Annotated in this window: 21 protein-coding genes and 1 tRNA gene; 13 read left to right on the forward strand and 9 right to left on the reverse strand. The window is 63.2% G+C overall.

What is annotated here, in order from left to right; genetic code table 11:
- Positions 1–5 precede the first annotated feature (5 nt).
- The 3 genes from BW975_RS00815 to BW975_RS00825 are packed head-to-tail and all read left to right on the forward strand — an operon-like array spanning position 6 to position 3,693.
- A complete protein-coding gene (locus BW975_RS00815) occupies positions 6–1,295 on the forward strand; it encodes an ArgE/DapE family deacylase (RefSeq protein WP_076530150.1) in 1,290 nt (429 codons plus the stop codon).
- A complete protein-coding gene (locus BW975_RS00820) occupies positions 1,295–2,386 on the forward strand; it encodes a phosphotransferase (protein WP_076530152.1) in 1,092 nt (363 codons plus the stop codon). Before BW975_RS00815 ends, BW975_RS00820 begins: the two co-directional genes overlap by 1 nt.
- The gene (locus tag BW975_RS00825) at positions 2,383–3,693 is read left to right on the forward strand and encodes an aspartate aminotransferase family protein (protein WP_076530154.1); all 1,311 of its coding nucleotides are present in this window, start codon (positions 2,383–2,385) and stop codon (positions 3,691–3,693) included. The genes BW975_RS00820 and BW975_RS00825 overlap by 4 nt, the downstream gene beginning before the upstream one ends.
- On the opposite strand, the gene BW975_RS00830 is transcribed toward BW975_RS00825, so the two are convergent.
- Positions 3,690–4,967: an MFS transporter gene (locus BW975_RS00830; protein ID WP_076530156.1), complete on the reverse strand. Its 1,278-nt coding sequence runs from the start codon at positions 4,965–4,967 to the stop codon at positions 3,690–3,692. The two genes, BW975_RS00825 and BW975_RS00830, sit on opposite strands and share 4 nt — an antisense overlap.
- Positions 4,968–5,148: 181 nt before the next feature.
- On the opposite strand from BW975_RS00830, the gene BW975_RS00835 reads away from it, so the two are divergent.
- Positions 5,149–6,438, forward strand: a complete 1,290-nt coding sequence (locus BW975_RS00835; protein WP_076530157.1) for an MFS transporter — start codon at positions 5,149–5,151, stop codon at positions 6,436–6,438.
- A gap of 264 nt (positions 6,439–6,702) precedes the next feature.
- Here the strand turns inward: BW975_RS00835 and BW975_RS00840 are convergent, their stop codons facing one another.
- The 3 genes from BW975_RS00840 to BW975_RS00850 form a co-directional block, all read right to left on the reverse strand.
- Positions 6,703–7,632: a cation diffusion facilitator family transporter gene (locus tag BW975_RS00840; RefSeq protein ID WP_076530159.1), complete on the reverse strand. Its 930-nt coding sequence runs from the start codon at positions 7,630–7,632 to the stop codon at positions 6,703–6,705.
- 494 nt (positions 7,633–8,126) lie between these two features.
- Positions 8,127–8,202: transfer RNA gene (locus BW975_RS00845), tRNA-Ala, on the reverse strand.
- 84 nt (positions 8,203–8,286) lie between these two features.
- The gene (locus tag BW975_RS00850) at positions 8,287–8,616 is read right to left on the reverse strand and encodes a TIGR02300 family protein (protein WP_076533245.1); all 330 of its coding nucleotides are present in this window, start codon (positions 8,614–8,616) and stop codon (positions 8,287–8,289) included.
- Between the two features lie 108 nt (positions 8,617–8,724).
- On the opposite strand from BW975_RS00850, the gene BW975_RS00855 reads away from it, so the two are divergent.
- Positions 8,725–9,405 carry a M48 family metallopeptidase gene (locus BW975_RS00855; RefSeq protein WP_076530161.1) on the forward strand — a complete coding sequence of 227 codons (681 nt, stop codon included), beginning with the start codon at positions 8,725–8,727 and terminating at the stop codon, positions 9,403–9,405.
- A gap of 31 nt (positions 9,406–9,436) precedes the next feature.
- Positions 9,437–10,084: a GntR family transcriptional regulator gene (locus BW975_RS00860; RefSeq protein WP_076533247.1), complete on the forward strand. Its 648-nt coding sequence runs from the start codon at positions 9,437–9,439 to the stop codon at positions 10,082–10,084.
- Here the strand turns inward: BW975_RS00860 and BW975_RS00865 are convergent.
- Positions 10,081–11,043, reverse strand: a complete 963-nt coding sequence (locus tag BW975_RS00865; RefSeq protein ID WP_076530163.1) for an acetyl-CoA carboxylase carboxyltransferase subunit alpha — start codon at positions 11,041–11,043, stop codon at positions 10,081–10,083. The two genes, BW975_RS00860 and BW975_RS00865, sit on opposite strands and share 4 nt — an antisense overlap.
- A 66-nt stretch (positions 11,044–11,109) precedes the next feature.
- A complete protein-coding gene (locus BW975_RS00870; RefSeq protein ID WP_076533248.1) occupies positions 11,110–11,712 on the reverse strand; it encodes a LysE family translocator in 603 nt (200 codons plus the stop codon).
- An 83-nt stretch (positions 11,713–11,795) separates the two neighbouring features.
- Here BW975_RS00870 and BW975_RS00875 point away from each other — a divergent pair, with 83 nt between their 5' ends.
- The 6 genes from BW975_RS00875 to hemF all read left to right on the forward strand — a co-directional run bounded on the left by BW975_RS00875 (position 11,796) and on the right by hemF (position 16,515).
- The gene (locus BW975_RS00875; protein WP_076530164.1) at positions 11,796–12,239 is read left to right on the forward strand and encodes an Lrp/AsnC family transcriptional regulator; all 444 of its coding nucleotides are present in this window, start codon (positions 11,796–11,798) and stop codon (positions 12,237–12,239) included.
- Between the two features lie 40 nt (positions 12,240–12,279).
- Positions 12,280–13,338 carry a cell division protein ZapE gene (gene zapE, locus BW975_RS00880; protein WP_076533250.1) on the forward strand — a complete coding sequence of 353 codons (1,059 nt, stop codon included), beginning with the start codon at positions 12,280–12,282 and terminating at the stop codon, positions 13,336–13,338.
- Positions 13,339–13,439: 101 nt separating this feature from the next.
- The gene (gene clpS / locus BW975_RS00885; RefSeq protein WP_076533251.1) at positions 13,440–13,778 is read left to right on the forward strand and encodes an ATP-dependent Clp protease adapter ClpS; all 339 of its coding nucleotides are present in this window, start codon (positions 13,440–13,442) and stop codon (positions 13,776–13,778) included.
- Between the two features lie 5 nt (positions 13,779–13,783).
- Positions 13,784–14,779: a class I SAM-dependent methyltransferase gene (locus tag BW975_RS00890; protein ID WP_076530166.1), complete on the forward strand. Its 996-nt coding sequence runs from the start codon at positions 13,784–13,786 to the stop codon at positions 14,777–14,779.
- Between the two features lie 27 nt (positions 14,780–14,806).
- On the forward strand, positions 14,807–15,607 hold the full coding sequence (locus BW975_RS00895; RefSeq protein WP_076530168.1) for an SDR family NAD(P)-dependent oxidoreductase: 801 nt from the start codon (positions 14,807–14,809) through the stop codon (positions 15,605–15,607).
- A gap of 17 nt (positions 15,608–15,624) precedes the next feature.
- A complete protein-coding gene (gene hemF, locus BW975_RS00900; protein ID WP_076530169.1) occupies positions 15,625–16,515 on the forward strand; it encodes an oxygen-dependent coproporphyrinogen oxidase in 891 nt (296 codons plus the stop codon).
- Here hemF and BW975_RS00905 read toward each other — a convergent pair.
- The 3 genes from BW975_RS00905 to leuD form a co-directional block, all read right to left on the reverse strand.
- Positions 16,512–17,489, reverse strand: a complete 978-nt coding sequence (locus BW975_RS00905; RefSeq protein WP_244512548.1) for an endonuclease/exonuclease/phosphatase family protein — start codon at positions 17,487–17,489, stop codon at positions 16,512–16,514. The two genes, hemF and BW975_RS00905, sit on opposite strands and share 4 nt — an antisense overlap.
- A gap of 59 nt (positions 17,490–17,548) precedes the next feature.
- Positions 17,549–18,358, reverse strand: a complete 810-nt coding sequence (locus BW975_RS18190; protein WP_244512547.1) for a hypothetical protein — start codon at positions 18,356–18,358, stop codon at positions 17,549–17,551.
- Positions 18,359–18,699: 341 nt separating this feature from the next.
- Positions 18,700–19,305: a 3-isopropylmalate dehydratase small subunit gene (leuD, locus tag BW975_RS00915; protein ID WP_076530173.1), complete on the reverse strand. Its 606-nt coding sequence runs from the start codon at positions 19,303–19,305 to the stop codon at positions 18,700–18,702.
- Positions 19,306–19,392: 87 nt separating this feature from the next.
- On the opposite strand from leuD, the gene BW975_RS00920 reads away from it, so the two are divergent.
- A complete protein-coding gene (locus BW975_RS00920; RefSeq protein WP_076530175.1) occupies positions 19,393–19,605 on the forward strand; it encodes a hypervirulence associated TUDOR domain-containing protein in 213 nt (70 codons plus the stop codon).
- Positions 19,606–19,620: the final 15 nt, after the last annotated feature.

Raw genomic sequence — 19,620 nt, forward strand, 5'->3', positions numbered from 1 at the left:
AGACAATGACACTGGATGCAGACCTGCGGAACCGGATCATCAAGGCGGTCGAGGATGGCTTTGACGCCCAGACCGCCTTCACGCAGAAGCTGGTGCAGAACCCGTCCCTGCGCGGGCACGAGCAAAGCATTCAGGATCTGCTCTTCCGCGAATTGCAGGGGCGCGGCTACAAGATGGACCGTTTCGAGATGGACCGTGCCGCGATCGAGGCGCATCCGGGCGGCTCGAAATTCTCGGACGAGCATTCGGACGCGCCCATCGTGGTCGGCATCCACCGCCCGCGCGAGGAGAAGGGCCGCTCGCTGATCCTGCAATCGCATCTCGACGTGGTGCCCGAGGGGCTGCACGACATGTGGTCGGATCCGCCTTTCTCGGGCAAGATCGAGGGCGACTGGATGTATGGCCGCGGCTCGGGCGACATGAAGGCGGGCGCTGCCGCCAACCTCTTTGCGCTCGACGCCTTGCGTAGCATCGGCCTCCAGCCCGCCGCGACGGTCTATGTGCAATCCGTTGTCGAGGAGGAGTCTACAGGGAACGGCGCGCTTCAGACCTTCCTTCAGGGCTACACCGCCGATGCCGCCTTCATCCCCGAGCCCGAGGAGGAGATGCTGGTGCGCGCCAATCTGGGCGTGCTCTGGTTCCAGGTGCAGGTGCGCGGCGTGCCCGTCCACGTGCGCGAGATGGGCGAGGGCGCCAACGCCATCGACGCCGCCTACCGCATCGTCGCCGCCCTGCGCGAGATCGAGGAAGAGTGGAACGAAGACAAGACGGGCCGCCCACATTTCGAGGAGGAGGCGCACCCGATCAACCTCAATATCGGCAAGATCGAGGGCGGCGACTGGGCCTCGTCGGTGCCGTCATGGTGCAACGTCGATTGCCGCATCGGCATCTATCCCGGCGTTAGCGCCGAGGAGGCCGCCAAGCAGATCACGGACCGCGTCAAGAGTTTTGCCGACAGCGATCCCTTCCTCGCCAACAACCCGCCCGAGGTCGTCTTCAACGGCTTTTACGCCGAGGGTTACGTTCTGGAGGAAGGCAGCGAGGCCGAGACGGTTCTGGGCCGCGCACACGAGGCTGCCATCGGTGCGCCGCTCGAATCCTTTATGACGGCAGGCTATCTCGATAACCGGGTCTATGCGCTCTACAACCAGATCCCGTCGCTCTGCTATGGGCCGAAATCGCGCAATATTCACGGCATCGACGAATGTGTCAGCCTGTCGTCGGTCAAGAAGATCACGACCACCATGGCGCTTTTCATCGCCGAATGGTGCGGCACCGAGGCGGTGGAGGGCTGATGAGCGGCTTGCCCGAGTTCGTCCTTCGGCCTGAACCGCTACCGGAAATGGCCGATCTTCTCGCTCAGGACGCGCCGTCCATAACTTTGGACATGGCGGCCGATCTGGCGCGGGGTCTTTATGGAATAAGTGGCTCTATAACGCCGCTTAGTGCCGAAAAGGACGCGAATTTCCGGATCCGCCTCGCCTCGGGCGCTGAAGCCTTGCTGAAAGTCACCAACACCGCCGAGGATCGCGGCGTCACGGACATGCAGACCGCCGCGCTCATTCATCTGGCGCATGTCGATCCGGACCTACCTGTCCAGCGCATCTGCCGCAGCGTGAAGGGCAGGTCCGCGGAAATCATCACCGGCCCAAATGGCGACCCGCATATCGTGCGGCTCATGAGCTTTCTGAGCGGCACGATACTGGCAGGGGCCAGCCCCACACCGGAATTCTATCCCGCGCTCGGCAGCTTCATGGCGCGGGTGACGCGCGGACTGCGCGGCTTCTTCCACCCCGCTGCCGGGCATATCCTGCAATGGGACATCAAACAGGCGCACCGCTTGCGCCCCATGCTGGACGTGATCGGCGACGCGGCGATGCGCGCACGGGTGGCCGAGATTGTCGCGCGCTTCGACAGCCATATCGCGCCGCAGCTGAGTGGATTGCGCGCGCAGGTCGTCCATAATGATTTCAATCCGCACAACCTGCTGGTCGATGGCGAGAGCGCGTCGCGGCCCGTCGGGCTGATCGATTTCGGGGATATGGTGCATACCCCCATCGCCTGCGATTTGGCAGTCGCCTGTTCGTATCAAGTGACCGAAGGCGACCGACCGCTGGACCGAATCGCGCAGATCATATCGGGTTATGCATCGGTGCTGCCGCTGGAGCCGGAGGAACTGGAGCTGCTGCCCGATCTCATGCGCCTGCGCTATGCCACCACGCTGATCGTGGCCGAGCGGCGCGCCCGCGCCTACCCGGCCAATGCCCACTACATCCTGCGCAACACCAAAGTGTCGCTGAACGGCCTCGACGCGCTGGACCGCGTCGGCACTTCGGCCGCACAGGACATTCTCTGCGCTGCCGCCATGGAAAGGCCCACCCGATGAGCATGGTCAACGCCTTCGACGCAACCGCCGCCGATCATCTGGACCCGGAGGACCGCGCCCTGATCGACCGGCGCAGCAAGGTGCTGGGCCCCGCCTATCGCCTTTTCTACGACGAGCCGCTGCATCTGGTGCGCGGCGAGGGCGCGTGGGTCTGGGACAAGGCCGGCAAGAAATATCTCGACGCCTATAACAACGTCGCCTCAATGGGCCATTGCCACCCGCATGTGGTGCAGGCGATCTCCGCGCAGCTGGGCGTTCTGAACACGCATACCCGTTATCTGCACGATGGCGTCGTCGACTATGCCGAGCGTCTGCTGTCCACGATGCCGGATGCGCTGGGGCATGTGATGTTCACCTGCACGGGGTCCGAGGCCAACGATCTGGCGCTGCGCATCGCGCGCAGCTACACGCGGCGGCAGGGCGTGATCGTCACCCGCCTCGCCTATCATGGCCTCAGCGAGGCCGTGTCCGAGCTGTCGCCATCCTTGGGCGATTTCGTGCCGCGCGGCCCGCGCGTGCGCCTGATCGACGCGCCCAATGCGTTGACCATTCCGCCAAAAGAGCAAGGCGCCAAACTGGCCGCCGACCTTGCCAGTGCCATCGTCGATATGCGTGCCGACGGGATCGAGCCTGCGGCGTTCATCGTGGACACGGTATTTTCCAGCGATGGTCTTTATCCCGATCCCGCAGGATTCCTGCAACCGGCCGTCGATCTGATCCGCGCCGAGGGCGGTCTTTTCATTGCCGACGAGGTGCAGCCCGGTTTCGCCCGCACGGGCGAGGCGATGTGGGGCTTTCAGCGGCACGGGCTGGTCCCGGATATGGTGACGATGGGCAAGCCGATGGGCAACGGCTTTCCGGTCTCGGGCACGGCGATGCAGCCGCACCTGGTGGCCGAGTTTGGGGAAAAGGCGCGGTATTTCAACACCTTCGGCGGCAACCCGGTGGCCGCCGCCGCGGGCATGGCCGTGCTGGACGTGATCGAAACCGAGGGCCTGCAAGAGAACGCGCGGCGCGTCGGCGGCTACCTCAAGGCAGGGCTTGAGGATATCGCGTCCGGGCATCGGAACATCGCCCAGGTGCGGGGCGCGGGCCTGTTTCTGGCCGTGGAATGCATGAATGAGGACGACAGCCCGGATGCGGCCCGCGCGCGGTTTGTCGTCAACCACCTGCGCCGCAACGGTGTGCTGATCAGCGCGACGGGCCCCGGTGCGAATATCCTGAAAATCCGGCCGCCACTGATCCTGAGCGAGGCGGAGGCGGACCACTTCATCGCCGCCACACGCGCCGCCTTCGCCGCCGCTTAGTCCTGCTGCACCTCGTCCAGTCCTGTCGCCAAGACGGACCCCAGCGCCGCGATGACCGCAAAGAGAAGAAGGACCGGCGCGGGTCCGAATGTCTCGGCGGCAAGACCGAATAGACCGCCCGCCAGCAGGGCGATCCCGATCAGCGTATTTGACAGCGCGGTATAACGCGCTCGAAACGCGTCTTCGGCCATGTCGGTCAGGTGCAATTTGCGCCCGGCGCGCACACCCTCATACGCAATCTGCGCCGCAAAGATCGCCGCCGCCGCGCCGATAGCGCCGCCCAGACCGTCCCAGATCAAGCCAGCTGCCCCGACGCAGGCAAAGACAAACGCGCCCAGTGCGCCCGCCGCCATCAGCGTTTGGCGGCTGGAATGGTCCGACAATCGCCCCCAGACATAGGAGGCCAAGACAGACGCCGCTGTCGACGCCATGACAAGCGGGCCCAGCTGGTCCAACGCCGCGCGCCCCGACGCCGCCGTCAGCATGACGATGAAGGGCGGCGCCAGGGCCGTGACCGCAAGGGCCGCGCGCGATCCGACGAAAAGGCGCAGCTGCGCATCGCTGCGAATCGGCTCGATCAGTGCGGCGAGCGTGCCGTCGTCCTCTTCGGGCTCGGTATCGCCCTCGGGTTCGTTCAAACGCATGAAAATGGCCGAGGCCAGCAGGAACGCTCCGCCGGCGACGGCGATGATGGCCGCCAGCGGCAGAACCGCCACCTCAAAAAGGCCGGCCGCCATGACCAGGCCGACCAAGAAGACCGAGCCCGCCGCGACCGATGCAGCCAACCCCGTGATCGCGCCCCGGCGCCGCTTGGTAATAGTGCGGGCCAGTGCGTCCTTGTAACTGACCGACGCGGCAGACCGGGCAACCGCCAGCACGGCAAGGCACAGCACGATCGCGCCGCCCGCCCAAGCCCCCTCAAGCAGCAGGGCCGACGCCGCGATGCCGAAGGCAGCAAGGCCCTGCACAGCGCTGCCCACCGCCCAGAACCGCTTGCGCTGCGGGCTGGTCTCGACCTTGCGGGCCAACGCGAGCTGCGGCAGTAGAGCCCCCGCCTCGCGCACCGGAACCAGCGCGCCGATCATCGCGCCCGGTGCGCCCAGCGCGGTCAGCAGCCACGAAAGGACCAATTTAGGATCGATCAGCGCATCCGCCGTCTTGGTCAGCACCAAGGACACAGTATGAATGACACCGTTTCGGGCCTCTTCCGGTTTGACCTCGGCCGGGTCGCTGTCGGTGATGCGCCCAAACGCTGCCTTGATCGGATCGCCCATGGTGAATTCGCCTCTTCAAAATGCATCTGAAAGATAGGCACAATCCGCATGATCGCGAAAGGTTCCAATACGCCTCGTCCCCAGCCTGGTCGCAAAACAAATTCTGAACGGCGTTCTCCAGCGCATATCGGCTCTGCCTCTGTGTTAGCGGCACACTAGGCGCCAAGGGAGCATCAAGATCATGGGCAGCATCTTTTCCAATGTCTGGGCGCTGATGCTTGGCATTTTTTTCATCATGCTGGGCAACGGCATGCATTTCACCCTCATTGGCCTCCGCGGCGAGATTGAAGCGTTCTCGGCTGCCGAGCTGGCCGTCGTTACCTCCGGCTATTTCGCGGGCTTTCTTCTTGGGGCGCGGCAGACACCGCTGCTGATCCGAAAGGTCGGCCATGTTCGCGTCTTTGCTGCGCTGGGCAGTTTCATGTCGGCCGCGCTGATCGCCTTTACCCTACTGGCCGAACCATGGTCCTGGACGCTGCTGCGTTTGCTCGTGGGATTTTGCATGTCTGGCATCTACGTCACCGCCGAAAGCTGGCTGAACGATGCCGCGACGAATGAAAACCGCGGCAAGATCCTGTCGGCTTACATGATCGCGCAGACCCTGGGCATCATCACCGCGCAAGCCTTGTTGACGCTGGGCGATGCGGCGACTGCGAGCCTGTTCATCGCTGCATCCATCATGGTCTCGATCTCGTTCGGGCCAATTCTGCTGACAATCACCCCGGCGCCGGCAGCCGAGATCACGCGCAGCATGCCGTTGGGCAAACTCTTTGGCCGCGCGCCACTGGGCACGACCGGTGTTTTCCTCTTGGGCAGCGTCTATGCAACGCAATCGGGGATGGGCGCCGTCTTTGGCACGCAAATCGGCCTGACCACGGACCAGGTCGTGCTATTCATCGCAATGCTCTTCGCGGGGGCGCTGGTACTGCAATATCCGATCGGCTGGCTGTCGGACCGGATGGACCGCCGCGGCCTGATCCTGATTGGATCGGTTCTGGCCTCTGGGTTCTGCGTGCTGGGTTGGGCAGTGGGGGACGGCCACTGGATGCTGATGACCGCCGCCTTTCTCAGCGGGGGGATAACCACGCCGCTCTATGCCTTGCTCCTCGCGTACGCCAACGACACTCTTGAACCCGAGGAAATGCCGGCGGCCTCCGGCGGCCTTGTGTTGACCTTCGGCATCGGTGCCATCATCGGCCCACTTCTGACCGGCTGGGCGATGGAACAGTGGGATCCGTTCGCCTTCTGGCTGACCCTTGCCGGAACCTTCGCGGTCCTGGCGATCTACGCCGCCTACCGCATGACACGGCGCGCAGCAGTGCCCGCCGAAGATACCGAAAGCTATCTTAACGTCCTGCCAACCGCCTCTCCGTTGGTTGTCGAGGCGGCAGGCGCATGGTCCGCCGACCAAGGCGACGGCGCGGACGCGCAATCAACGGTGCGAGGGTCAGGACACGACAGTCAGGTATAACAGCGGATGTGCGCGCAGATCGTTGCAAAGCGCCGGCCCGGACAAGGCGCACAACCCGCGACGGCGCCCAAAGACGGGCGGGCGACGAAAGATCCGCAGGGAGGCCGGACCGTTAGCAACTGCCCCCCGAACAGTGGAGATGACATCAAACGCCAAGGGTCCGTGACGCCCTCTCACGCCATGGCGAGCGTAAAGTCAGCGACGCACGCCGTGATCGAACCGTTTCACTACACCGCAGGCTATGGATGGCTTCGAGGCCAACCCTTAGGGCGCCACCTCTTCATGGCCTCGCCCGCCGAAATCGGAAGGCGCATCGCAGGCATGGCGCGCGCATTCCAGCTCCAGGGTGGTGTGCTCGATGTCGAACGTATCGGAGAGGACGGTCTTGATCCGCTCCTTGATCGCGTCCGCCTCGCTCCAGCGGCCCTCCTCGATCACGATATGTGCGTCGAGTGCCGCGTGATGCTCGTCCATTTGCCAAAAATGCGCGTGGTGGATGCCCGTCACGCCGGGAACGCCGTGCACGGCGTCAAGGACGCCGCGCGTCTCGATATCGGGTGGTGATCCAAGCATGAGGATGCGAATGACCGGTCCAATTTCCCGGAAAGATTGCCACAGGATATAGCCTGCGATCATGACCGTGATGATGGGGTCGATCAGCCGCCAATCATAGAGCATGATCAGCGTCCCAGCGACAATCACGGCGACCGAGCCGAGCGCATCCGCAACGTTATGCAAAAAGGCAGCGCGAATGTTCACACTGGATTTGGACATCGTATAGGTGAGCAGTGCCGTTGCCACATCCACGATCAATGCGATTCCCGCGATGATCACAATCAGCCATCCGTCGACAGCTTGCGGATCGGCAAAGCGCATCGCAGCCTCGTAGAGCAGGTAGAGACCGATCAGGATCAACGTCGTGTAGTTGATCAGCGCGGCAACCACTTCGACGCGGCCGTAGCCGAAAGTCATGTTCGCGTCTCTCGGCCGCCGTGCGATCTTGCGGGCCGCGAAGGCAATGATCAGCGAGATCGCGTCAGAAAAGTTATGCAGGGCATCTGCAATCAGCGCGAGCGAGCCAGAGATGATCCCACCCACGATCTGCGCGATCGTCAGCCCTAGATTGACTGCAATTGCAGCAAAAACGCGACGATCACCCGCTTCCGGGTCGATATGGACGTGATCATGCGGCATCGGATGTTCCTCCGTGAAAAACGCGGCGCGACAATACTCGGCTATCGGCCCTACCGAAGGACAGGGTGGACCATGGCAAGCCCGAAGGTGCAATGCCGCGGGCTTGATTGCCAAGTTCCTTTCCTCATGTCGGAGAAAACAGGCTCATGCCGAGATTTTAACTATGGGGTCGGCCAAACGGGCGAAGAGATCCGAAAGGGTGTGACAGCACGAGGCGGCAGCGCATTGGTAGCTACAGGCCAGAGCCCGCCTGGATAACGGAGAGCATTCACTTCCTGTGCAGCCACAAAATCTTCAGGATCGACAGTATTCAGTGCGAACCAACGGCACGCCCTGGCAGATTGCGAAGTGTTGTCTCACGACTGAAAATGACCCATCGGGCGCGGCGAACAACTTGGCAATACTGTCATGCAGCCTTGCGCGGTCTTGAAGTCGCATTCGAATGCAGACGCGCAACAAGAGTCTGCGCAATCCGACAACAACAAAAGGGAATTTGGTGGAGCCTAGGGGGATCGAACCCCTGACCTCCTGCATGCCATGCAGGCGCTCTCCCAGCTGAGCTAAGGCCCCGAAGCGGCCCTGAGGCCACGTGTGCTGACTTAGGCAAAGCGCCGGGCGGGATCAAGCGAAAAATCCAGCCCGGCGTGCGCCGTATCAGGTATCGTCGTCTTCCGATGCGACATCCGCGATCTCGTCCAGCGAGACATCATCGTCGTCTTCGTCATCCTCGAGCACGTCATCGCCCAGATCGACATCGACATCGTCGTCATCATCCTCCAGCACCGCGTCATCGTCGGTGTTGGCGTCCTTCATCTTCTTGGTCTCGGCATCCTCTGCGTCGGCCTTGATCGACCGGCTCTTGCCGGTGTTCAGTTCGACGACCTCGCCCGTGTAGGGGCTGACGATCGGATCCTTGTTCAGGTCGTAAAAGCGCTGGCCCGTTGTCGGGCACAGGCGTTTGACGCCCCATTCTTCCTTGGGCATGTTGCGTCCCTTCCAATATGGTGCCTTGCATGCGGTCTGCGCCACCTGCCATAACGGTGCAAAGGTGTCAAAGCCTTTAAGACAGGCACCCGCAGCGATATCAGGCATATGGGCGAGCATATCCTTCCCGGCAACCCCCCGATCGCGCTGACCTTGCGCAGATCCGCCCGTGCGCGGCGCATCAGCTTGCGCGTGTCGGCGCTGGACGGGCGCGTGACCCTGACATTGCCCAAAGGCTTGCCCGAACGCGAGGCGCTGGACTTTGCCCGCTCCAAGCAAGACTGGCTGCAAGGACATCTGGAGGCGCGCACGCCCGAAGTGTCCGTCATGCCCGGCGCGCGTATTCCGGTGGAGGGGCAGCTTTATGCAGTAGCCACCGGCACGGGCAAACGCGTAACCGTCGAGGGCGATTCCCTCCTGGTGCCCGGCGGTCAGCCCGCGCGCCTGCAAGCGTGGCTCAAGACCTTGGCGCGCGACAGGTTGGCCACCGCATCCGATCGCTATTCCGCCGCGCTCGGGCGCCCCTATGGCAGGTTGACCTTGCGCGACACGCGATCGCGCTGGGGCTCATGCTCGTCCAGTGCGGGGCTCAGCTATTCGTGGCGGTTGATCATGGCCCCGCCCGAAGTGCTGGATTATGTCGCGGCGCATGAGGTGGCACATCTGGAACAGATGAATCACTCGCCCGCGTTCTGGGGCTTGGTCGAGGATCTGATGCCCGATTACGGCACGCATCGCCGCTGGCTGCGCCAGCATGGCACGGACCTGCATCGCTATCGCTTTGATTGACGGCGGCGCGCTTTGTGATCACAAGTCATTCATGCTTTTGAACCCGCGCCCAGATCCCGTCCCAGCCGCCCATGATCGCGTCTATCGCGGGCTGCGCACCCGCATCATGCATGGACAAATTCCGCCGGGTCATGCGTTGACGTTGCGCGGGATAGGCAAGGAATTCGACGTCTCGATGACGCCGGCGCGCGAGGCACTGCGACGCCTTGTCGCCGAAGGGGCGCTATCGCTCAGTCAGTCGGGACGCGTTTCGACCCCGGAGTTGAGCAATGACCGGATCGAGGAATTGGCGGCGCTGCGCTCGCTGCTGGAGGTCGAACTGGCCAGCCGTGCCCTGCCCCGCGCGCATATTGCGCTGATCGACCGGTTGACCACGATCAACGGCGCAATCGCCGAGGATATCGCGCGGCAGGATGCGGTCGCCTATATCCGCCGCAATCTGGAGTTTCACCGCACGCTTTATCTGCGTGCACAGGCGCCCGCGATGCTGGCCATGGCCGAGCAGGTCTGGCTGCAACTGGGGCCAACGATGCGCAAGCTCTACGGAAAACTTCGCCAGAAAGAGCCGCCACCTTATCACCGCCTTATCATAGGCGCGCTGAAGGCAGGGGACGAGCCGGCGCTGCGTCTGGCCGTTAGATCGGATGTAACGCAGGGATTGAGAATGCTGGTCGGTTAGGCCGCCAGACCCTTGCTGCCCATGTTCAGGAACTTCTCGCGGCGGTCTTTGACCAGTGCCTTGGCATCCTTGCCATCCAGCTCTTTGAGCATCTCGCCCAGCGCGGTGCGAACATTGTCCATCGCCGTCTTGGGGTTGCGGTGCGCGCCGCCCATCGGCTCGTCGATGAGGCGGTCGGCGACGCCAAGCTTGATCAGGTCCTGCGCGGTCAGGCGCAGCGCCTCGGCGGCTTCGCGCATCTTCTCGGAATCCTTCCACAGGATCGACGCGCAGCCTTCCGGCGAAATTACCGAATAGACCGAATGTTCCAGCATGGCGACACGGTTGGCGCTGGCAAAGGCGACGGCCCCGCCCGATCCACCCTCGCCGATCACCACGCTGACCAGCGGCACGCCGATCTGGAGGCATTTCTCGGTCGCGCGGGCGATGGCCTCGGACTGGCCGCGCTCTTCGGCGCCCTTGCCGGGATAGGCACCGGGCGTGTCGACCAGCGTGATCACCGGCAGGCCAAACTTGTGCGCCATCTCCATCAGGCGGATCGCCTTGCGATAGCCCTCGGGGCGGGCCATGCCGAAATTCCGCTCGATGCGCGATTTGGTGTCGTTGCCTTTTTCATGGCCGATGACCATGACGGGTCGGTCATCCAGCCGCGCAAGGCCACCCATGACGGCGTGGTCGTCGGCAAAATTGCGGTCCCCCGCGAGCGGCGTGTATTCGCTGAAAAGCGCCTTGATGTAATCGCGGCAATGCGGCCGCTCGGGGTGGCGCGCGACCTGGCATTTCCGCCAGGGCGTCAGATCCTTGTAAAGGTCGCGCAGCATGTTGGCGGCCTTCTTGTCCAGCGCGGCAGCCTCTTCCTCGACATCGACGCCCTCACCGGCGCGGGCCATCGCCCGCAGCTCTTCGGCCTTGCCTTCGATTTCGGCGAGGGGTTTTTCAAAGTCGAGATATTGGGTCATTGCGCCGCTCCGCTTGATGCCAGCGTTATATGGCTGGGGATGGTGCGAAATGCAATCAGCTTGGCCTTACTGGGGCATCAGAACCGGGATAAGCGTGGCCACCAGCAGCGCGGCCATAGTCCAGTTGAACGTCCTGAGCCGGCCCGGTGTGCCGAGAAAGCGGCGCATCTGCTGACCCAGCGCGGTCCAGCTTGTCGTGCTGATGGACGACACCGCGCAATAGGCGCCCGCAACCCACAGGATCGCGGTCGGCTCACGCCCGCCGGCGTAGAGCGTGATGGCCGAAAGCGCCATGAACCACGCCTTGGGGTTCACCCATTGAAAGGCGGCCGCCTGCAGAAAAGTCAGCGGCTTGCCCGCGGCCTCGGCGCCCGCCTGAGGGGGCGGGGCGGCATTGGCGATCTTCCAGGCAAGGAACAACAGATAGCAAACACTGATAACGGTCAGGACGGTCTGAACAACGGGGAACGCTTCGAAGATGCGGATGACACCTATGCCCACCAGAAGCGTCAGCACCGGCATGCCGATCCCGATGCCAAACATATGCGGCACCGTTCGGCGAAAGCCGAAATTGGCGCCCGACGCCATCAGCATCAGGTTATTCGGGCCGGGAGTGATCACCCCGACAAAGCAGAAGGCGACCAGCGCCATGAAGATATCGAGTGTCATAAGGCGCAACATTATGCAGATAGAGCCGCAATGAAATTGCGTTCTCTTGTGCCGTGACGGGTAATACGCAATTATCCGGCGTAATGGACCAGATCAACACCCGCATATTGCAAGAGCTGTCGCGCGATGGCCGGATCAGCAACATCACGCTGGCCGACCGCTGTGGCCTGTCGCCCAGCGCCTGCCTGCGCCGCGTGCAGGATCTGGAGCGGCGGGGGATCATCGCAGGCTATCGTGCCGTGCTGGACCGCAGCCGGATGGGCGTCGGCTTTGTCGCCTACGCCACCGTCGGCCTCAACAGCCACACCAAGGCCAGCCAAGAAGCGTTCGAGCGTGCGATGACCGCCGCGCCGGAGGTGGTAGAATGCCACAACATCACCGGCTCGGTCGAATACCTGCTGAGAATCGAGGTGGCGGACCTCCCCAGCTACAAGACCTTTCATACGGATGTGATCGGCGTGCTGCCGCAAGTGAACGCGATCACATCCTATGTCGTGATGGGCTCGCCCAAAGACGCGCGCGCTTGATGACTTTCCAGCCGCCGCTGCGCAGGCTATGTCCCTGACCATGAAAACGATGCCCGACATCTACGCCGACAAGGTCAATTCCGGCGCGCTCACCGCCGACCCTGCGCAGGAGGCCGTCCTGCCCGAGTTCGAGCGCATCCGTGCAGCTCTGGCCGAGCCGCAATCCAAGGGCTGGTTCCGCAAGGCGCCCGAGCCGCCCAAGGGCCTCTACATGTGGGGCGGCGTCGGGCGCGGCAAATCCATGCTGATGGATATGTTCGCGGCCTCGCTGGATGTGCCAAACCGGCGCGTGCATTTCCATGCCTTCATGCAGGAGATTCACGCCGGCATCCACAAAGCCCGCCAAGAGGGCCGCGAAGATGCGGTCGCCCCCGTCGCCGCCAAGGTGGCCGAAGACGTGCGCCTTCTGGCCTTCGACGAGATGCAGATCACCGACATCACCGATGCGATGATCGTGGGGCGGCTCTTTCAGGCGCTGCTCGATGCGGGCGTCGTGGTGGTGACCACGTCCAACCGTATCCCCGATGACCTTTACAAAAATGGGCTGAACCGCCAGCTCTTCCTGCCCTTTATCGAGCTGATCAAGGAGCGGATGGTGGTGCACGAACTGGCATCCCCCAAGGATTACCGCCAGGACCGCATGGCCGGCAGCTCCACCTATTTCACGCCGATCAACGCCGAGGCGCGCGCCCAGATCGAAGAGGTCTGGCAAAGCCTGACCGAAGGCAAGGCCGAGCCGCACACCCTGATCGTGCAAAAGCGGCAGCTGGAGATCCCGGCCTTTCACAACGGCGTGGCGCGCGCGACCTTCTATCACCTCTGCGGGCGCATGCTGGGCGCCGCCGATTACCTGGCCTTGGCCGAGGCCGCCCGCGTGCTGGTGCTGGAGGATATCCCCCTGCTCAGTCGCCAGAACTTCAACGAGGCGAAACGCTTTGTCACGCTGATCGACGCGCTTTACGAGGCGCGGGTGCGGCTGATCTGCTCGGCCGCGGCGACGCCCGAATACCTTTATGTCGAGGGCGAAGGCAGCTTCGAGTTCGAGCGCACGGCCAGCCGCCTGCGCGAAATGCAGTCCGAGGGATGGGGCGACGTCTGATCCCCGGTGTCGCAGCCGCCCTGCGACCCCTTTCAAAATTCGCGGCAAACGCTATATAGACGGCCTGATCCACTGACAGGCACAGCAGACAAATGGACCGCATGACACCGCAAGACTGGACCATGGCCACAGGCGATGATGACGACAGCGATGCTTCGGTCGTCGTCGCCACGCGGCCCAAGACCAAACGGCCCCCGCTCTACAAGGTGCTGCTTTTGAATGACGACTATACGCCGATGGAATTCGTGGTCGCCGTTCTGGAGCGATTCTTTGGCCTCAGCTCTGCGCAAAGCTTTGAAATCATGTTGACGGTCCACAAAAAAGGCGTTGCCGTCGTCGGCGTCTTCAGCCACGAAATCGCCGAGACCAAGGTGGCGCAGGTCATGGACTTTGCGCGCAAGCACCAGCACCCGCTGCAATGCACGATGGAACGGGAATAAACCACATGACCGGTATCAGACTGTCACTGGCGCTGCATGGCGGCGGCCTGTCACTGCCGGATGGCGCGCGCATCGCTGTCTTTGCGCCGACGCCCGATAGCGACCTGTCGGAATTGCCGCAGGATCTGTGCCACGTGATCACCGGCACAAAGCCCGATAGCGATTACTTTGCGGCCCTTGGATATACCTGCAACACCGCGCCCGAGGGCCGCTATGGCGCGTCGCTGGTCTGCCTGCCCCGCGCCAAGGATCGCGCCCGCGCGCTGATCGCCGAGGCGGCGGATGTGACGGACGGGCCGGTCATTGTCGACGGCTTGAAGACCGACGGGATCGAATCGGCGATGAAAGCCTGCCGCAAGCAGGCGGATGGCGTGTCGGGCCCGATCAACAAGGCGCATGGCAAACTTTTCTGGATGGACCCGGCCCCCGAATTGGCCGGCTGGCGTATGGGCGAGCCGGGCGAGATCGAGGGTGGCTACGTCACCGCGCCGGGCGTTTTCTCGGCCGACGGGATCGACCCCGCGTCCCAGGCGCTGGCCGACAACCTGCCCGAAACGCTGGGCGCGCATGTGATCGATCTGGGCGCGGGCTGGGGTTATCTCACGCAGCGCGCGCTGGAACGGGACAGCATCCGGCGCATCGACGCCATCGAGGCGGATCACGCGGCGCTAGCCTGTGCGCGCCTCAACGTCACCGACCCGCGCGCGTATCTGCATTGGGAAGACGCGCTGCGCTGGCGCCCCGAGACGGGCGCCGACACGGTCATCATGAACCCGCCCTTCCACACCGCGCGTAAGGCCGATCCCGCGCTGGGCCGCGCCTTCATCGCGGCGGCGGCAGAGATGCTGAAACCCTCGGGTCAGCTCTGGATGGTGGCCAATCGCCATCTTCCCTATGAGCAGACGCTCGCCGGGCTGTTCTCTGATGTATCCGAGGCACCGGGCGGCGACACGCGGTTCAAGCTGCTGCACGCCCGCCGCCCCATGCGCAAAAAGCGCTAGGCACACCCCTTACAAGGACGCTTTCAAATGTCATTTTCGGTATCCGGCAAGACGGCCATCGTCACGGGCGGCGCCAACGGCATCGGCCTCGCCATCGGACGGCACCTGGCCGACAAAGGCGCGAACGTGATGTTCGCGGACATGGAAGAGGACACGCTGATCGAGCAGTTGGGCGAGAACCCCGAGGACGGCCCGATCCGCTTTTTCGCGGGCGATCTGCGTGAGAAGCTGACGCTCGCGAACCTTCTGTCGGCGACGATCGACGCGTTCGATTCGGTCGATATCCTGATCAACGCGTCGCGGCAGGTGGTGACATCGGACTCGCTCAACCCCGATGACGACGCGGTCGAGCTGCTGCTTCAGCAGAACCTGATCACCGCTCTGCGTCTCAGTCAGCTGGTGGCCAAGCGCATGATCAAGCAGTCCGAGGGCGAGGAGACGCCGCAGGGCGGCGCGATCATCAACCTTTCGTCCATCGCAACCTGCCGCGCCAATCCCGATCTTCTGGCCTACGGGATCTCATCCGCGGCGATCGACCAGATGACCCGCTCGCTCGCCGTGACGCTGGCGCCGCATCGCATCCGGGTGAACGCGCTCGCCTTCGGCTCGGTCATGAGCCGGTCCTTGCAGGAAACACTCAAGGATCACGACGACTACCGCAACGATATCGAGCAGCACACACCCCTGGGCCGGATCGCCGCCTGCAGCGAGTTGGCGGATGCGGTGCAGTTCTTGGCCAGTGAGGGCTCCGGCTTCATGACGGGGCAGATCATGACGCTGGACGGCGGCCGTTCACTGGTTGATCCTGTCTCGGCGCCGGCGCACTGACCAGGAAAGGGACACCCATGACCGACGATTTCACCAATGAAAAGCGCCGCGCCGCCGAATGGTTTCGCACGTTGAGGGACCAGATCGTCGCCGCCTTCGAGGGGCTGGAAGATAGTCACGACACCGGGCCGCTGGCCGATGCCGCGCCAGGCCGGTTCGAGGTCAGCGAGACGCAGCGCAGCGCCGAGGATGGCAGCGACGCGGGAGGCGGCCTGATGAGCGTGATGCGCGGCGGCCGCGTCTTTGAGAAGGTGGGCGTCAACGTGTCGGAAGTCTATGGCCAGCTGGGCGAGGGCGCGCAAAAGGCGATGGCCGCGCGCGGTGTGCCCGGCATGGAGAGCGATCCTAGTTTCTGGGCCAGCGGCATCAGTCTGGTGGCGCATATGCAAAACCCGCATTGCCCCGCCGTTCACATGAATACGCGGATGTTCTGGACGCCGCACGCCTGGTGGTTCGGCGGCGGGTCTGACCTGAACCCGTGCATCGAATACGAGGGCGACACCGCCCATTTCCACGCCGAGCAGCGCGCGCATCTCGACCCGCATGGTACGGATCTCTACCCCCGGCTCAAGGCGTGGGCGGACGAATATTTCTACATCCCGCACCGAAACCGCGCGCGCGGCGTCGGCGGCATCTTCATGGACGATCAGAACTCGGGCGATTGGGAGGCGGATTTTGCGCTGACCCAGGATATCGGGCGCGCGTTTCTGCCGGCCTATCAGCCGCTGGTCGAAAAGCGGCGCGTGCAGACCTGGGACGAAGCCGACAAGGACGCGCAGCTGGTGCATCGCGGTCTTTATGCGGAATACAACCTTGTCTATGACCGGGGCACGAAATTCGGCCTCGCCACCGGGCATGACGCCAATGCGGTGCTGATGTCGCTGCCGCCCTTGGCGAAATGGGTCTAAGGCAGGGCCAAATTAACCCAGACGGGGCGATGACGGCTGGCCGCCGCCGCCACATCGGCCCGCGGCCCCTCCTGCGGCCAGGCAACACCCGCGTCCAGCACAGTCATGTCACGTGACGGCAGCACATAACCGACGCGCTGCATTGACGGGGTTACGCGCGGCCAATCGACAGTCGCCTCGCGCGGTGTTCCACCGGGGCGCCGTGGCCTCACGTCCTGCAAACGCGGGTCGCTCAACAGACCGCGTATCCCCGCTTCAATTCCTTCACCGCGCTGGGGATCCTGGTTGGCGTGTCCGACCAGAACAAAGCGCGCTTGAACCGCAGGCCCGAACGCGCCGTCCAGATAGTGCCGCCAGAATGTCAGCTGATCGTGGTTGCGCCGGCCATTCCGGTCCTCGGAGCCGTCGAAAACGGGCGGGCTGGCATGGAAGGCCAGAATCGTCACAGGTCCGTCCGGCGCCTGCACCGGCACCACCCAATGCGCCACATCCGCAAGCCGAAGAACGTCCAGCACCTCGGGGGCGAAATAAGAAACGCCATCCATTTGCGGAAGCAAGGCACCCGGAAGATCGCGCCACAGGATCCCGCTGAGATCCTTGACGCCCGCCAAGTCGATCGGCCATCGCGACAGCAGCGCCATACCACCCTGCCCCGCGAAGGCGCCGTGTCCCTGCGCATCCTCAGGCTCGCCCAGACGCCCGTCCCGATCGAGATCAAGGCCGGTCCCGACTCCCGTATTCGGGCGTAACGCAAAAACAGTGGGGTAATCGAGCCCGCGCGCCGCGATCAGATCCCGCAGCGCGGCAAGTGCCAGATGGTCTAGATCGAAATCGACGTTTTGCAGCAGCAGGATATCGGCGCCCAGATCGGCAATGACCTGCGCCACGGCCTCGGCCTGATCGTCGCCCCGCAGAATGTCACGCAGCAAAAGGCCCGGCCCGTCACGCGAAAGATCGGTATTGTAGCTGGCCACACGCAATGCGGCACCCCAAGCTGGCGGCGCCAGCGCCAGCCAGATCAGGCACAGCGCAATCAGACCACCTGCAATGCATCCTCGGCCCGCGCATAGGCGCGCCGCCTTTTCGCGGAAATCAGCTCGGCCACCCGGTGCATGGCGATGCCGCGCATCACGAGGCTGGCTGGAAGAAAGGCCCATCCCGAAATCACCCAAATCAAGGTCTGCGGCGTGACATGCGTTTCGGTTTCGACCACGCCCTGCATCACCGCAACAATCGCTGGGAGCAAGAATGGCAGCACGAAGCCTAAAGATAGGTTAATGCCGGCTTCACGCTGAAGTTTCTGCACCACGTCGCCGCCCCGCGTCGGATCGAACATCGGCAGGTTCATCCAGACATTGAACGCGCCGCGCCGCACGGGCCAGCCCAGCACCCTTACGATCACAACGAAAAGGAGGATTGTCAGTAGCGAGACGCCATAGCTGAGCCCCGCCGCACTGCGGACGAGGTCGACCAGTGAGTCGGGCGCATCTGCAGGCAGCAGCAGGACGACCTGGCGGACGGGTGAATACGGAAAGTCGAGAGTAGCACCAATCGCGCGCGCCCAATCAGCAAACAGCAGTGTCAGTGAGCCAGGGTTTTCACCGCTGCGAACGATGTTCGACAGAAGTATGACGACACTCGCAAGCGCGATGAACTTGATGCGATTGTAGGGTGCGGCAAAACGGAACTCGAGGATGCTGGGCGATTCTACGGCATATTCCGAGAACACCAAAAGGCCCGCGAGAAGGGCGATGAGAAGAATGATCTGACTGGCCTCACGGGCAGCACCGTCCACCATCAAGGATGGCAGGGCGATCAAAATAGCCACCGATACGGCGCGCACAGCAGCGCCTACGACATGTGATACCACTGCCCGATCCCTTCAACTTGGCCTGCCACGATACGATGCCGCGGCGTTGTCCCAACTTGATCCCGCTCTTTATGGCGGTATGCCTCAATTGTGCCTTGATCTTGCCTTGTTTCCGCGGGGCGCTCAACAATTTGCGCAGCATTTCCACGCGCTTGGCGCGATGCGTTAAAGTAGTGATGCGCGGTTGCATCACGTTGCATGGAGGAAATTGGCACAGAATGTGCGCGCCACCAGATATGGGTGTTGCCTAAGATGCACCCACTAGGGGCCCGCTATCGGTCCGCGTTAAGCGGACCGATGAGGCATTTTGCAGGTCAGACCCAAGGGCGCTGCGCGCTCGCGCTGGCCTCGAACGTGTCGATCGACGCTGCTTTCTCAAGCGTCAGGCCGATATCGTCCAGACCTTCCAGCAGGCAATGCTTCTTGAACGCGTCGATCTCAAACGCGATCTCATCACCTTCGGAGGTGGTCACGGTCTGTGCCTCCAGATCCACCTCGATCCGCGCGTTCGCGCCCTTTTGCGCCTCGGCCATCAGCAGATCGACCTCGCTTTGCGGCAGGGCGATGGGCAGGATGCCGTTCTTGAAACAGTTGTTGTAGAAGATGTCGGCAAAGCTGGGCGCGATGACGCAGCGGATGCCAAAATCCTTGATCGCCCAGGGCGCATGCTCGCGGCTGGAGCCACAGCCGAAATTGTCGCCCGCAACGAGGATCTCGGCCTCGCGATAGGCGGGTTTGTTCAGCACGAAATCAGGGATTTCGTTGCCGTCATCGTCATAGCGCATCTCGTCAAACAGGTTCACGCCAAGGCCCGAGCGCTTGATCGTTTTCAGAAATTGCTTGGGGATGATCATGTCGGTGTCGATGTTGATCATCGGCATGGGCGCGGCGATACCGCTGATCTTGGTGAACTTTTCCATCGGTTTATCCTTGTACAGGGGCCACCTTGCCGGAACCCGGACTTGGCGGCAGACGTTCACATGCGGAACGCCAAAAGAGGAAGCATCATGTCATATATCGAAGGCACGAACGTCGAGTGGGACTGGGGCAACGGCACCGGGACCGGCAAGGTGACCAAGGTTTATACGCAAAAGATCACGCTCAAGATCGACGGCGCCGAAGTGACGCGCGACGCGTCCGAGGATGAACCAGCCTACCGCATCGAACAGGATGACGGGGACGAGGTTCTTAAATCGCACAGCGAGCTGCGCAAATCCTGAGGGCGCGCCGCCAGC

Origin of the sequence: Roseovarius nanhaiticus, from assembly GCF_900156535.1 — a bacterium.
Classification (GTDB): domain Bacteria; phylum Pseudomonadota; class Alphaproteobacteria; order Rhodobacterales; family Rhodobacteraceae; genus Roseovarius; species Roseovarius nanhaiticus.

Bases quoted from the DNA above. Each gene is read 5' to 3' on its own strand.
- BW975_RS00835 (WP_076530157.1), top strand. From the start codon at position 5,149: ATGGGCAGCATCTTTTCCAATGTCTGGGCGCTGATGCTTGGCATTTTT.
- BW975_RS00860 (WP_076533247.1), top strand. From the start codon at position 9,437: ATGCTTTTGAACCCGCGCCCAGATCCCGTCCCAGCCGCCCATGATCGC.
- hemF (WP_076530169.1), top strand. From the start codon at position 15,625: ATGACCGACGATTTCACCAATGAAAAGCGCCGCGCCGCCGAATGGTTT.
- BW975_RS00830 (WP_076530156.1), bottom strand. From the start codon at position 4,967: ATGGGCGATCCGATCAAGGCAGCGTTTGGGCGCATCACCGACAGCGAC.
- BW975_RS00920 (WP_076530175.1), top strand. From the start codon at position 19,393: ATGTCATATATCGAAGGCACGAACGTCGAGTGGGACTGGGGCAACGGC.
- BW975_RS00855 (WP_076530161.1), top strand. From the start codon at position 8,725: ATGGGCGAGCATATCCTTCCCGGCAACCCCCCGATCGCGCTGACCTTG.
- BW975_RS00820 (WP_076530152.1), top strand. From the start codon at position 1,295: ATGAGCGGCTTGCCCGAGTTCGTCCTTCGGCCTGAACCGCTACCGGAA.
- BW975_RS00815 (WP_076530150.1), top strand. From the start codon at position 6: ATGACACTGGATGCAGACCTGCGGAACCGGATCATCAAGGCGGTCGAG.
- leuD (WP_076530173.1), bottom strand. From the start codon at position 19,305: ATGGAAAAGTTCACCAAGATCAGCGGTATCGCCGCGCCCATGCCGATG.
- BW975_RS00870 (WP_076533248.1), bottom strand. From the start codon at position 11,712: ATGACACTCGATATCTTCATGGCGCTGGTCGCCTTCTGCTTTGTCGGG.
- clpS (WP_076533251.1), top strand. From the start codon at position 13,440: ATGACACCGCAAGACTGGACCATGGCCACAGGCGATGATGACGACAGC.
- BW975_RS00895 (WP_076530168.1), top strand. From the start codon at position 14,807: ATGTCATTTTCGGTATCCGGCAAGACGGCCATCGTCACGGGCGGCGCC.
- BW975_RS00850 (WP_076533245.1), bottom strand. From the start codon at position 8,616: ATGCCCAAGGAAGAATGGGGCGTCAAACGCCTGTGCCCGACAACGGGC.
- BW975_RS00865 (WP_076530163.1), bottom strand. From the start codon at position 11,043: ATGACCCAATATCTCGACTTTGAAAAACCCCTCGCCGAAATCGAAGGC.
- BW975_RS00840 (WP_076530159.1), bottom strand. From the start codon at position 7,632: ATGCCGCATGATCACGTCCATATCGACCCGGAAGCGGGTGATCGTCGC.
- zapE (WP_076533250.1), top strand. From the start codon at position 12,280: ATGAAAACGATGCCCGACATCTACGCCGACAAGGTCAATTCCGGCGCG.
- BW975_RS00825 (WP_076530154.1), top strand. From the start codon at position 2,383: ATGAGCATGGTCAACGCCTTCGACGCAACCGCCGCCGATCATCTGGAC.
- BW975_RS00890 (WP_076530166.1), top strand. From the start codon at position 13,784: ATGACCGGTATCAGACTGTCACTGGCGCTGCATGGCGGCGGCCTGTCA.
- BW975_RS00875 (WP_076530164.1), top strand. From the start codon at position 11,796: ATGGACCAGATCAACACCCGCATATTGCAAGAGCTGTCGCGCGATGGC.